Source organism: Sphingomonas olei (assembly GCF_045369765.1).
Classification (GTDB): domain Bacteria; phylum Pseudomonadota; class Alphaproteobacteria; order Sphingomonadales; family Sphingomonadaceae; genus Sphingomonas; species Sphingomonas panaciterrae.
In genome coordinates this window covers 122,555-134,953 of record NZ_JBIQEU010000002.1, presented here as the reverse complement: position 1 = coordinate 134,953, position 12,399 = coordinate 122,555, and the positions used below count along the sequence as shown (strand labels likewise).

Below are 12,399 nucleotides of genomic sequence, written 5' to 3'. Positions count from 1 at the left end.
CCTCATCATCCACATGAAGATCACCAGACGGCGGGTCGGCGACGGCCCGCCGTCTTCCTTGTGACCAAACCCCGTCAGCGCAGCCGCTCTGCCGCCCAGGCGATATGGTCGGCCATGAAGGTAGCGATGAAGTAGTAACTGTGATCGTAGCCCCGCTGCATCCTCAGCGTCAGCGGGATGCCCGCGGCCTCGCACGCCTGCTGGAGCAACTCGGGCTTCAACTGCTCGCGAAGAAAGGCGTCAGCATCGCCCTGATCAACCAGCAGCGCGTCGAGGCGAGCGCCGTCGGCAATCAGGGCGCAGGCATCATACGGCATCCATGCCGCGCGATCGGAGCCCAGATAGCCGCCGAGCGCCTTCTCTCCCCACGGGCAGTTCAGCGGCGAGACGATCGGCGCAAAGGCGGAGACGCTGCGGAAGCGGCCGGGATTTCGCAGCGCGATGGTGAGCGCGCCGTGCCCGCCCATCGAGTGGCCCGTGATCCCCTGCCGCGACATGTCCGCGACCGCGAATTCACGCGCGATCAACGCCGGCAGTTCATCCTCGACATAACTGCGCATCCGGAAGTTCGCCGACCACGGATCCCGCGTCGCATCGACATAGAAACCGGCCCCCTGACCGAAGTCCCAAGCATCGTCATCGGGCACGTTGTCGCCCCGCGGGCTGGTGTCCGGCGCGACGAAGATGATGCCGTGTTCGGCGCAGGCCCGGCGATACTCGCCCTTGTCGGTGACATTGGCATGCGTGCACGTCAGCCCCGACAGATACCAGAGCACCGGTAACCGCGCGCCTTCCTCATGAGGCGGGACATAGACGGAGAATGTCATGTCCGTACCGGTCGTCGCGGAGCGGTGGCGATACACGCCCTGGACGCCGCCATAGGCCTTGTTCTGGCTGATCGTTTCCATCTTGCCTCTCGTCATTGTTCGCCGCGAACTAGCCGCTCCGCCGCGATACGGCCACTGCTGGGCTATCCCATTGAGCTAACACTAGGGCGCCATGTTCACACAGCCTTCACACAAGGGCGTGACAAGCGCGCGCGGGCAGCGCAAGAAGGCTGTCACGCCTGCGCAACGGCGTGATTCCGCTAGATGCCGGCTGACCGGCGCAACAGGAAGGAATTCAATGGCTACGAAGACCAAGACTGAGGAGGGCAAGCCCAAGACCGGCGGCATTCATGCGCCTGTCCAGCCCTCGCCCGAACTCGGCGCAATCGTCGGCACCGACAAGCTGCCGCGCAGCGAGGTGATCAGCAAGGTGTGGGAATATATCAAGTCCAACAACCTGCAGAATCCCGAGAACAAGCGCGAGATCCTGGCCGACGAGAAGCTCCAGAAGGTCTTCGGCAAGGACAAGGTCACGATGTTCGAGATGAACAAGTACATCTCGGCCCACGTAAAGGCCTGATCGAACGGATGAGCGGGCGTCGCATAGGGGCGGCGTCCGCTCTCCCCCACACTCGGTTCCTCACGTGAGGATATAGCCGGCGCGGCATTGGTGCCCCCGGCGAGATTCGAACTCACGACCTGCGGTTTAGGAAACCGTCGCTCTATCCTGCTGAGCTACGGGGGCGATGGCGGATTCCCTAGGTTTCTGGCTTTTCCTGGTCAATCCCGAACACCCGAAACACGCGACAAGCCACGGTTTAGGGTGGCACAACGGGGGCATATTCTGTTCCCGCTATGATGGCGCCGTCTCTTTACGCGCGGCGTGTCCTGCACCTTCGGTATCATCAAGCACCCGAGGTCGAGTTCCAGGCAAGTGGCACAAAAAGGGCACAGCGTTTGATGCGTGCTGGTCGAAGCTCGGGCGCTCGATTTCGGCCGATTGATCGACCCAGCGTCGCTGAGGCGTTCTACGCCTCAGCAGGGCGGAAGCGACGATACTATTCACGGCTTGGCCCAATATTCTTAGGTGTACGCGGGAGAGAGGTAACATCGGTACCCCCACGGTTTTCCGCCATTTTTGAGGTAACGTCTGGGGTAATATAGCGGTTACCTGATTACCTCCTTTTTCAAGTAACTCTAAAAATAGCAAACCCTCGCGAAAACAATGGGATAACCGTCCGCGCCCGGACGGGTAACCGCAATGTTACCTCTTCCGGGTAATTATTAAATCCCGATTTTTCAAAACCTAAGAAGAAGTTTTCAGCCCACATTACCGAGGTAGCCGCTTTCCCGCCCGTGTCCCATATTCTACGCTTGGCTGCCGGCGATTGAGGCCGCCTGAACAAGGGGGCGTGTTGTTCCAAGAACGAACGGTCGTTGTGGTCGGGGCCGGCGCGAGTTGTGAGCTCAATTTACCGGCCGGCGACCAGCTAATGACGAAAATAATGCAAGCTCTAGCGCCGAACCGGAACGCCCATGGGTTCGGCAACGAACCCATCCTCCAAGCGCTGGTCGCACAAATGACGCGCGATCATGGGCACGGTTGGGCTGCACCGATGGCGCGATATCGCGAAGCCGCGAAGAAGATCGTCACTGCACTACCGTACGCCCGATCTATCGACACCTATCTTAATTCGCAGCAGGACGATGATCACACCGTGCTGCTCGGCAAGCTCGCCATCACACAGGCGATCCTAGAAGCCGAGCGCCACAGCTATCTTCGCAGGAGCAACGTTGACCAGGCCGGCGCGATCGACAGTAAGGGACTGACCGCGAGTTGGTACATTCCCCTTGCCAGAATCCTGACATCCGGGCACCGCGCCGACGATATCGATAAGCTGTTCGACAACGTCTCTTTCATCGTCTTCAACTACGATCGATGCCTTGAACTATTCCTTTACCGGATGGTCGTGGAGTATTTCGCGGTAGATCAAGCCTCGGCACAGCAGGCGATAGGCCGAGCTACGATAGTTCACGCATACGGATCGGTGGGCGACTTATTCAAGCGAAATGGCGAAAATTCAACGGTACCGTTCGGAGGAGGCGACGGGGTAGATCTTGAGCAGGTAGCGCTAGGAATAAAAACCTACACAGAGTCTGCCGATGAAGGCACGACCGCCGCGATCCGGACCTTGGTCAGGGAAGCCGAGACGCTTGTCTTTCTGGGTTTCGGGTTCTTAGCGCAAAACATGGACCTGTTGGATCCTGGGGAGGGATCTGGTGCACGTCGGGTCTTTGCAACTGCCTACAATATCTCGAACCAAGACGCCGCTGCGATCGAGCATAAGATGGTTCAAAAGTTCGGCGAGGTTGAGAGGGTGTTGAGACTGCAGGATCTGCACCAAGGCAAGCGGCGAAAGCACTTCGATCTCACATTCGAGAGCGGAACCTGCCGCAACCTGATGGACAACAACATCTTCTCGCTAGCCGATCAGTAGCGCGCCGCCTCAGAGCCTTCGCGGGCGCATCAATCCGTAGGCGCGCCGGACGGCGCAAACCGCGCCTGTCGCCCCTTCTGGCGCATGAGGAGTGCCGATTGCACCAAAGGCCACCCAAAAAGCCTGCGGCGAGGCGGGGGGAATAGCGCGGCTCTTGGGTCTACAGGGGTGCGACCGCCACCCCGGTAGGTGGGAGCTCGACGACTGCAACGCGCCCAATAACGGTCATTTGCTCCGGTCCCTGCCGATCTCTAAACCGGCCGTTCTTTAAGGTAGCGCAACCACGGCTGCTAATGAATGGTAACCGGTCCGGCGTCCCGAAAGTACCGACGTCCAGCGAAGTGATTTTCGCTCCGATCATGCAGCCGCCGTCCCCGGAAGACGAAGGGCTAAGCGTGCATAGGAGCTGCATTAGCTCTCTCGAGCTTACCTCGAAACGCTACTGGTTGAGCCTGTTGTCGGAACGCGGGAGGCGCTTGGGTCTACCGAGGGCATAGGAGTGTTTCGCAGCATCCTTTGCGCTTCCGCCCGTATGGCGGACTGAACAATTGGGTTGGTCAAGTCGATCGGCCCGGCATTCGGATTGTTCGGGATCGAGCGGCTGGTCGCAACCAGGGATGCGCTTGGTGCGGCAGACCCGTCGGGCATCTTGTAGCGACCGGGCGCGGCGCCGGGGCAGGCCTGTCCTGTCGCAGCGAAGAAGGCGTCCGCGCTCTTCACGTCCTGGCACATACGAGCGATCGCGACATTGTCGAAGCCCATGGCATGCCAGGCCGCCGCATCGGACCGACGCTGACAGCCTTCGTCACTTCTGCCGATGTTCAGATTGAACGCAATTGGCCCACCTGCGGCGCCACCGCCAGTTCCAATGAGGCAGGGATTCGCGCCACCGAAGTAGCTGCCTTGCGCACTCGGCGTTGTCCACGTGTGCCCGTCATAGACAACCTCTTGGCGGACCGGCACCTGCGGGGGCAATGACCGCCCTGCTACGGCCGCCGTGGAGGCGGGTCAACTAGGCGCTATTGCCGATCCCTTCACTTACCCTCGGGCCCTGATTGAACGCGAGCGACGCGGCTCAGTTCGCCTTTTCGGGTGGCACGACCGGCAGCGGCAACGGGGCGATCGGCACCCCTTCGTCGACCAGCGCCTTTGCTTCGGCCAGCGTGGTCTGGCCGTAGATCGCCTCGTCGGGCTGGTCGCCGGCATGCATCGCACGTGCTTCCGTGGCGAAGCGGTCGCCGACCCAGCGCGATCCCTCGAGCGCCTGGCGCTGCGCCTCGGCCAGTGCCTTGAGCGCGGCCTTCACCTTGTCCGGCACGTTCGCCGGGGCTGCCGCCACGGAGCGGCTGTTTCCCTTGGGCGCGACATTGGGCGCCATTACCGCCTTGTCCACTCCAGTGTCGCCGCACATCGGACAGGCGATCAGCTTGCGCTCACGCTGCTCGGCATAGGCATCCGATGAATTGAACCACGCTTCGAACACATGCCCTGTGCCGCATCGCAAATCGAAAACGATCATGGCACCACCCGGACCGGCGGAATGTCGCGGCGATGCATGGTGACCGGGATACGTCCGCGCACCTCGGAAACCTTCTCCGCATCGATATCGACCAGCGCCAGGCCAGGCTGCTCGCCCATATCGCACAGCACCTCCCCCCACGGGCCGATCGCCAGCGAATGGCCATAGGTTTCGCGTCCGTCCTCATGCCGCCCGGTCTGGGCGGCGGCGATGACGAAGGCAGCGTTCTCGATAGCGCGGGCCTGCAGCAGCACCTGCCAATGCGCCGCGCCCGTGGGGCGGGTGAAGGCGGCGGGCACCGCGATCAGCGTCGCGCCCGCATCGCTCAGCCGTTGATAGAGGCTAGGGAAGCGTACGTCGTAACAGATCGAAAGACCGAGGTTACCGAGCGGCGTCGCCACCACCACGGCGGCGTCGCCGCCGACATAGGCCGCCGATTCGCGCCAGCTTTCGCCGGTGGGCAGATCCACGTCGAACAGGTGCAGCTTGTCATAGCGCGCCCGGACCGTCCCATTGCCGTCGATCACGAAGGCGCGGTTCACCAGCCGCCCGTCCTCGCGGCGCACCGCCAGACTGCCAAGATGCACCCAAAGCCCCGTGCGGACCGCTGCGTCGCGAACGCTCCCCAATACCCGATCATCGTCTTCCGCCGTAATCACACCGGCGGCACGGTCCCGGTTGCGATCGATCAGCCCCGACATCTCGGGTGTGAAGAGCATTGCCGCCCCGCCTCGGGTTGCCTCATCGATCGCGTCGGTCAGCGTACGGGCATTAGCGGCGGGATCGATCCCGCTCGTCATCTGCAGGATGGCGGCGCGCATCGTCAGGGTGCGAGAAGCGGGTCGAGCTTCCCTGCCCGATCAAGCGCGGCAAGATCGTCGGAGCCGCCGATGTGGCGCCCATCGATGAAGATCTGCGGCACGGTCGTCCGGCCTCCGGCGCGATCGATCATCTCGACGCGCTGCTCGCCGCCGAGAGTTATGTCATATTCGGTCGGCTCGACGCCCTTGCTGGCAAGAAGCTGCTTCGCGCGGACACAATAAGGGCACCACGCCTTGGTGTAGATTTCAACACGGGCCATGAGAGTGACGTGTGGATGCGCTGCGCAATTGTCAATCATCGCGATCGCTGAGCACGCGGGCCCAGCATAGCACCGCGACGTGCGCCGCACCGGCGGATCGAAGCGCTGCGATACAGGCGTCGGTCGTTGCGCCGCTGGTATAGACGTCATCGATCAGCACGATCCGCTTGCCCGCCAGCCTTGCCCGCGCGCCGGGCGGTACCGCGAACGCCCCCCGCACGACGCGCCGCCGCTCGGCACCACTGGCGCCACGCAATGCCTGAGTCGCGCGATGGCGGACCAACGCCTGCGCATCGACCCGGACGCCGCTCAGCCGCGCCAGGGCAGTCGCGATCAGGCCGGCCTGATTGTATCCGCGCGACCAAAGCCGCCAGCGGTGAAGAGGAACAGGCACCAGCAAGTCGACGTCCGCAGCCAAGTGGCGCGACATCAATCGCGCCGCCGTCTCGGCGAAAGCAGCCCGCCGGCCATACTTGAGGCGCAGCGCCACGCCGCGCGCGACCTCCCCATACGCGACCGCGGCGTCTATCCCGCCATGCCGCGGCGGGGTCTGGAGGCAGGGAGCACACCATGTGCCGGGCGCCGGTTCATAGCTCAGCGGCGCGTGACAGGCCGCGCACCATGGCGGGCCGAGGAAGCGCAGCGATCCCCAGCATGTTGCGCAGAAGCGATGATCGTCATCGGCAATCGCGCCGCATCCCGCGCATCGTGGGGGCAGCGCCAGCGAAATCACTGGCTGAAGCAACTTGGCGAGCATCGTCCCCGCTTGTCGCGCGCCGCCGCCGGGCGCACAAGCCGCGCCATGACGGCTCCTGAGATATTCGACCGCAAGGCCCGCCGCACGCGGCGCGACCGCATCGCCCCGGGTTTTGCCGCACACGATTTCGTCCGCGCCGCCATGCTCGACGGCATCCACGAGCGGCTCGCCAGCGTGAAGCGGTCCTTTCACGACGTCCTCGATCTCGGCAGTTTCGATGGAAGCTTCCAGCCACCCGCTGGCGCCCGGATCGCCCGGCTGGACGCCGGCCATGGCTTTGCCCGTCAGGCGGGCGGCGTGCAGGCCGATGAGGATCGCTTGCCGTTTGCCGATCATTCGTTCGATCTGGTCGTCTCGGCCGGCGTGCTCGATCAGGTCAACGACGTGCCGGGCGCGCTGTCGCTGATCCGGCGAATCCTGCGCCCGGATGGCCTGTTCCTTGGTGCGTTTCTCGGTGCTGGCTCGCTGGCGACGCTTCGTTCGGCGATGCGATCCGCAGAAGCCGAGCGACCAGTCGCCCGCTTTCATCCGCAGATCGACGTGCGGTCCGCGGGCGACCTGCTGATGCGCGCCGGCTTCGCCCTGCCGGTGGCGGATGCCGAGCCGCTGCGCGTGCGCTACGGCAATGTCGGACGGCTGTTCGACGATCTACGCGGCATGGCGGGCACTAACCTGCTGATCGATCGTCAGCCGCTGGGGGCCGCGACGGTGGCGCGCAGCGCGGCCGCCTTTGCCGATCTGGCCGATGCCGACGGACGCACGGCGGAGCGGTTCGAGATCATCTTCCTGACCGGCTGGGCCCCCTCCCCCGATCAGCCGCAGCCGGCACGGCGGGGGAGCGCAACGGCATCACTGGCAGCGACGCTTCGCCCGCCCGGCTGAGCGCCGCCCTGGCGCTCAGGCGTCGGCGCGGCGGTTCAAGTCGTGCCCCAGAGCGAGCAGCGCGACACCGACGATGGTCCAGAATGCCTCACCGGTATGGACCAGCCCGGCGTCATGCGGCAGCGACAACGCGCCGGCCATGATGCCAAGGCCAAGCGAGCCAACGCCGATCGGCCATAGGTTCCCATGCTGCAACGCGCCGCGGCCCAGACCGATGGCACCCAGCACGATCGCCAGCATCAATCCGACCTCGTGAAAAATCGGGTCCACCATCATCCCGCCGACGGCAGACAGCATCGCGATCAACACCGCGCTGGCGATGCAGTGAACGACGCATAGCCCCGACACGATGATCGCCAGGCGATCCAGTCGGGCGGTGCTGGCGGGATGAGACATTGTTGCCATCGCGGACACATGTAGCGCCGCGCCGGACAGGTTACAACATCACATCGTCAATAAACACGCCAGGTCGCGTACTTGGTACCTCCGCCAAGCGACGTGGGATGGGCGCGATGCGGGTGCGCGCCATTGCGGCAACGACGCCGCGCTTCTAGATGGCTGCATGCTCAAGCCCAGCCCTGGCTTTCGCGTTTCACCGCGGCCACTCGCCTTGGCGCGATGGCTTTATGTCGTCGCCGCCCTCATCGTTGTCATGGTTGCCGTCGGAGGCATCACGCGTCTGACCGAATCGGGGCTGTCGATCACGCAGTGGAAGCCGATCAGCGGGACCATTCCCCCGCTGAACGAGGCCCAGTGGATGGCGGAATTCCGCCATTACCAGCGCATCCCGGAATATCAGGAGATCAACCGCGGCATGACGCTGGACGGGTTCAAGCAGATCTTCTTCTGGGAATATGTCCACCGGCTGCTCGGCCGCGTTATTGGGCTCGCCTTTGCGCTTCCCCTGCTGTGGTTCGCGATCAAGCGGCAGATCCCGCGCGGCTATGGCCCGCGCCTCCTCGCGCTGCTCGCGCTGGGCGGCCTGCAGGGGGCAATCGGCTGGTGGATGGTCGCATCGGGCCTGTCGGTGCGAACCGATGTCAGCCACGTCCGCCTCGCAGTTCACCTGACGGCCGCGCTCGTCATCCTGGGCGGCGTGGTATGGACCGCACTGGACCTGCGCGATCTCGCGCGCGATCCGCTGGCGAAGCCCGCAGGACTGAAGCCGCTTGCCGCGGTCGCGATGCTGCTCCTGGGCATCCAGATCTTCATTGGCGCCTTCACCGCGGGGCTCAACGCCGGCTATGCGTTCAGCACCTGGCCGCTGATGGGCGACAGCTTCTTCCCGGCCGGTACGCCGATGCTGGAGCCGGCGTGGCGCAACCTCGTCGACAATCCCATCGTGGTCCAGTTCGTCCATCGCTGGTTCGCCTTCGCCGCGGCCGCCGCCGTGATCTGGCTCGCCTTTGCGGCACGGCGGCGCGGCGCGGTGAATGCCTGGGGCGCGGTCATCCTGCTGACCAGCCTTCAGATCCTGCTGGGAATCGCCACGCTGCTCACCGGTGTCGACCTCACCATCGCGGTCGCGCATCAGGTGAATGCTGCGATCCTGCTGATCGCCGTGGTCGCCGCCGGGCACACGCTGGGGCGGCGTCGCGCCTGAGCGCGGCGCAGCTCAGCTATAGCGCTCCTCCGCCCAGGGATCACCGCGTCGGTGATAACCGTTCACTTCCCAGAAGCCCGGGCGATCGGCACCCAATAGTTCGATCCCGCTGATCCACTTGGCGCTTTTCCAGAAATAGAGATGGGGGATCACCAGCCGCGCTGGTCCCCCATGCTCGCGCGTCAGCGGCCTTCCCCGCCATTCGCGCGCGATCAGCGCGTCCTCTGCGGCGAAATCGGCCAGCGGGACGTTGGTCGTATAGCCGTCATAACCGTGCAGCACGACAAAGGCGGCTTCGTCGCGCGGCTCGACCAGGTCGAGCAGCGTGCGGGTCGCGACGCCCGCCCAATCATTGTCGTAGCGCGACCAGGTTGTGACGCAGTGGATGTCACTCCGCCGCTCGGTCTGAGGCAAGGCCACGAACGCGGACCAGTCGAGCGATACCGGACGGGCCACCAGCCCCTTGATCGTCAGCCGCCATCGATCGGTCGACACATCGGGCTGGCGTCCCAGGTCCAACACCGGCCAGTCGCGCACCAGATGCTGGCCGGGCGGCAGGCGCTCATCCGCGCCGCGCGCTGCGCCGGTGATGAACTTGCCCTCGCTGGCCCAGCGCTGCTTGGTTCGGGTCAGCTTGGTGTCGTCAGGCAATGCGTCGTCCGCCACGGCTTCGATCCTCCTGCGCCCCGCCTGCATATGCCCGTTCCCTGCATATAGTGGCCACGCGAGTGATCCAAACGGCGCCCCTCGCGTTGTCAGCCATGAACGGCTGTCGCGCGAAAGGATCCTGGGTGGCTGACGAAAAGGATACGGTTCACTATTCGGGCGCCGCCGGCGGATGGGGCTCGGTACGCGGCATGACCGAAGTGCTCGCGCGTGAACGGCCCACGCCCGCCGCCCTCGACACCCTGCGGCGGCAGAACAAGCCCGGCGGCTTCATGTGCGTGTCCTGCGCTTGGGGGAAGCCGAAGCACCCCCATCCGTTCGAATTCTGCGAGAATGGCGCGAAGGCGACCTTGTGGGAAATGACGTCCCGCCGCTGCACGCCCGAGTTCTTCGCGCAACATACCGTGACGGAGCTGCGCGACTGGAAGGACTATGATCTGGAGCATCAGGGCCGCCTCACCCATCCGATGCGCTACGATCGCGCGACCGACAAATATGTCCCCTGTTCCTGGGACGAGGCGTTTACCGCGATCGGCACGGAGCTGAAGCGGCTCGACCCGAAAAGCACCGTCTTCTACGCCTCGGGCCGCGCCAGCCTTGAGACAAGCTACCTCTACGCCCTGTTCGCGCGCATGTACGGGCACAACAACCTGCCCGACAGTTCGAACATGTGCCACGAGACCACGTCGGTGGCGCTCAAGAAGGCGATCGGATCACCCGTGGGCACCTGCGTCCTCGAGGATCTCGAGAAATGCGACGCGATCTTCTTCTTCGGCCATAACACGGGATCAAATGCGCCCCGGCTACTCCATCCCCTGCAGGAGGCGGTGAAGCGCGGGGTGCAGATCGTCACCTTCAACCCGATCCGCGAGACGGGGCTGGAACGGTTCAAGAACCCGCAAAGCCCGGTCGAAATGCTCACCGGCAAGGAGACGGAAATCTCCTCGCTCTACCTGCAGGTAAAGGCGGGCGGCGACATTGCGGCGATCATGGGCATGATCAAACACGTCCTCTCCACCGAGGAACGGCGCTGGCGCGAGGACAAGCGCCATGTCCTGGACGTCGATTTCCTCGCACAGCACACGACCGGGTTCGAGACGGTGAAGGCCCATGCCGAGCAATTGTCGTGGGAGGAGATCGAACGCGAAAGCGGTTTGGCCCGGGCCGATCTCGAAAAGGCCGCCGACGTCTATATTGCGGCCGAACGCACCATCTTCATGTACGGCATGGGGCTGACGCAGCACGTGCACGGCTCCGACAATCTGACCACGCTCGTCGATCTTGCCTTGCTGAAAGGCAGCATCGGACGCGAAGGCGCCGGCATCTCGCCGATCCGCGGTCACAGCAACGTGCAGGGACAGCGCACAGTCGGCATCTCCGAAAAGCCCGAACTCGTCCCGCTCGACCGCATGGCCGAGCAATTCGTGTTCGACCCGCCCCGCGACACGGGCCTCAACACCGTCGATGCCTGCGAGAAGATCATTTCCGGCGAGGTGAAGGCCTTTATCGGCCTCGGCGGCAATTTCGTACGCGCCATCCCGGAACAGGTGAAGATGGAGCAGGCGTGGCAATCGATGCGCCTCACGGTCCAGATCGCCACCAAGCTCAACCGAAGCCACCTGATCAACGGCGAGGTCGCTTATCTCCTGCCGTGCCTCGGCCGGTCGGAACGCGACATGCAAGTGACCGGCGCGCAGGCAGTGACGATGGAGGATTCGTTGTCGTGCATCCATGGATCGCAGGGCAATGGTCACCCGGCCAGCGACCATCTGAAATCCGAAGTCGCGATCGTCTGCGGCATGGCCAAGGCGACGCTGCCGCCCAATCCGAAGGCGCGGTGGGACGACTGGACCGCCGATTACGGCCTGATCCGCGACCTGATCGAGGAAAGCTATCCGGAGATGTTCGCCGATTTCAACGCGCGCGTCTTCACGCCGGGCGGTTTCTACAAGGGCAATGCGGCGCGCGAACGGATCTGGAAGACGGAAAGCGGCAAGGCGGAATTCACCGTTCCCACCTCGCTCTCCGCGCTCGGCCTTGGCGACAAGGAAGGGCGCTGGCGGTTGATGACGCTGCGCTCGAACGATCAGTTCAACACCACCATCTACGGCTATTCCGACCGCCTTCGCGGGATCGAGGGCACGCGCGATGTCGTGCTGATGCATCCGGACGATATCGCGGCTGCCGGCCTAGCAGAGGGCCAGGTGGTCAGCCTCGCCAGCGATGCCGATGATGGGGAGCATCGTCAGGTCGATGGCCTGACCGTCACGCCCTATCTGCTGCCGCGCGGGTGCATCGGCGCTTATTACCCCGAAACCAATCCGCTGGTGCCGCTGTGGTACCATGACGAGGCATCCAAGACCCCGGCCTCGAAGGGCGTGCCCGTTCGCATCGTGACCTGAGCGGGGCGCGCCCTCTATCCGCTGTCGCGTCGGCGCGTTATGCGCTGCGCGTCCAGCACCGGTTTGTCCCGCAAGCCAACCCGCGTCCAATCGCACGGGTACAATTTGCGACGATTTCCCGGTGCCGCCGCGACATTTCCCCCACAACCCCGCCGTAGGACGTG

12 protein-coding genes and 1 tRNA gene are annotated in these 12,399 nt (G+C 64.2%); 5 read left to right on the top strand and 8 right to left on the bottom strand.

The genetic code is table 11. The annotated features are described in order from the left end of the window. Window positions 1–74: 74 nt before the first annotated feature. The gene (gene fghA / locus ACH0BU_RS03190) at window positions 75–908 is read right to left on the bottom strand and encodes an S-formylglutathione hydrolase (protein WP_334654439.1); all 834 of its coding nucleotides are present in this window, start codon (window positions 906–908) and stop codon (window positions 75–77) included. A gap of 217 nt (window positions 909–1,125) precedes the next feature. Here fghA and ACH0BU_RS03185 point away from each other — a divergent pair, with 217 nt between their 5' ends. Further along, the gene (locus tag ACH0BU_RS03185; RefSeq protein WP_046410374.1) at window positions 1,126–1,407 is read left to right on the top strand and encodes an SWIB/MDM2 domain-containing protein; all 282 of its coding nucleotides are present in this window, start codon (window positions 1,126–1,128) and stop codon (window positions 1,405–1,407) included. 88 nt (window positions 1,408–1,495) lie between these two features. Here the strand turns inward: ACH0BU_RS03185 and ACH0BU_RS03180 are convergent. Beyond that, window positions 1,496–1,572 (bottom strand) — tRNA-Arg (locus ACH0BU_RS03180). 670 nt (window positions 1,573–2,242) lie between these two features. Here ACH0BU_RS03180 and ACH0BU_RS03175 point away from each other — a divergent pair. Then, window positions 2,243–3,325: a hypothetical protein gene (locus ACH0BU_RS03175; protein ID WP_500263737.1), complete on the top strand. Its 1,083-nt coding sequence runs from the start codon at window positions 2,243–2,245 to the stop codon at window positions 3,323–3,325. A 1,075-nt stretch (window positions 3,326–4,400) separates the two neighbouring features. Here ACH0BU_RS03175 and ACH0BU_RS03170 read toward each other — a convergent pair. The 4 genes from ACH0BU_RS03170 to ACH0BU_RS03155 are packed head-to-tail and all read right to left on the bottom strand — an operon-like array spanning window position 4,401 to window position 6,682. Then, window positions 4,401–4,844 (bottom strand): DUF1178 family protein, encoded by a 444-nt coding sequence (locus ACH0BU_RS03170; RefSeq protein WP_125944573.1) that lies wholly within the window; start codon window positions 4,842–4,844, stop codon window positions 4,401–4,403. Further along, complete coding sequence (locus ACH0BU_RS03165) at window positions 4,841–5,665, bottom strand: carbon-nitrogen hydrolase family protein (protein ID WP_125944572.1); 825 nt, start codon at window positions 5,663–5,665, stop codon at window positions 4,841–4,843. Before ACH0BU_RS03165 ends, ACH0BU_RS03170 begins: the two co-directional genes overlap by 4 nt. 2 nt (window positions 5,666–5,667) lie before the next feature. Then, window positions 5,668–5,925, bottom strand: a complete 258-nt coding sequence (gene grxC, locus ACH0BU_RS03160) for a glutaredoxin 3 (RefSeq protein WP_046410369.1) — start codon at window positions 5,923–5,925, stop codon at window positions 5,668–5,670. A gap of 31 nt (window positions 5,926–5,956) precedes the next feature. Then, window positions 5,957–6,682, bottom strand: coding sequence for a ComF family protein (locus tag ACH0BU_RS03155; protein ID WP_500263736.1), 726 nt, complete (start codon window positions 6,680–6,682; stop codon window positions 5,957–5,959). Between the two features lie 45 nt (window positions 6,683–6,727). On the opposite strand from ACH0BU_RS03155, the gene ACH0BU_RS03150 reads away from it, so the two are divergent. Next, on the top strand, window positions 6,728–7,564 hold the full coding sequence (locus tag ACH0BU_RS03150) for a class I SAM-dependent methyltransferase (protein WP_125944569.1): 837 nt from the start codon (window positions 6,728–6,730) through the stop codon (window positions 7,562–7,564). 15 nt (window positions 7,565–7,579) lie between these two features. Here ACH0BU_RS03150 and ACH0BU_RS03145 read toward each other — a convergent pair whose 3' ends face one another. Next, window positions 7,580–7,969: a MerC domain-containing protein gene (locus ACH0BU_RS03145; RefSeq protein WP_046411695.1), complete on the bottom strand. Its 390-nt coding sequence runs from the start codon at window positions 7,967–7,969 to the stop codon at window positions 7,580–7,582. A 157-nt stretch (window positions 7,970–8,126) separates the two neighbouring features. Here ACH0BU_RS03145 and ACH0BU_RS03140 point away from each other — a divergent pair, with 157 nt between their 5' ends. Next, window positions 8,127–9,167 carry a COX15/CtaA family protein gene (locus tag ACH0BU_RS03140; RefSeq protein WP_046410366.1) on the top strand — a complete coding sequence of 347 codons (1,041 nt, stop codon included), beginning with the start codon at window positions 8,127–8,129 and terminating at the stop codon, window positions 9,165–9,167. Window positions 9,168–9,179: 12 nt separating this feature from the next. Here ACH0BU_RS03140 and ACH0BU_RS03135 read toward each other — a convergent pair whose 3' ends face one another. Further along, the gene (locus tag ACH0BU_RS03135; RefSeq protein WP_500263735.1) at window positions 9,180–9,863 is read right to left on the bottom strand and encodes a sulfite oxidase-like oxidoreductase; all 684 of its coding nucleotides are present in this window, start codon (window positions 9,861–9,863) and stop codon (window positions 9,180–9,182) included. Between the two features lie 95 nt (window positions 9,864–9,958). Here ACH0BU_RS03135 and ACH0BU_RS03130 point away from each other — a divergent pair, with 95 nt between their 5' ends. Further along, window positions 9,959–12,235 carry an FdhF/YdeP family oxidoreductase gene (locus ACH0BU_RS03130; protein WP_500263734.1) on the top strand — a complete coding sequence of 759 codons (2,277 nt, stop codon included), beginning with the start codon at window positions 9,959–9,961 and terminating at the stop codon, window positions 12,233–12,235. The last annotated feature ends 164 nt before the right edge of the window (window positions 12,236–12,399 follow it).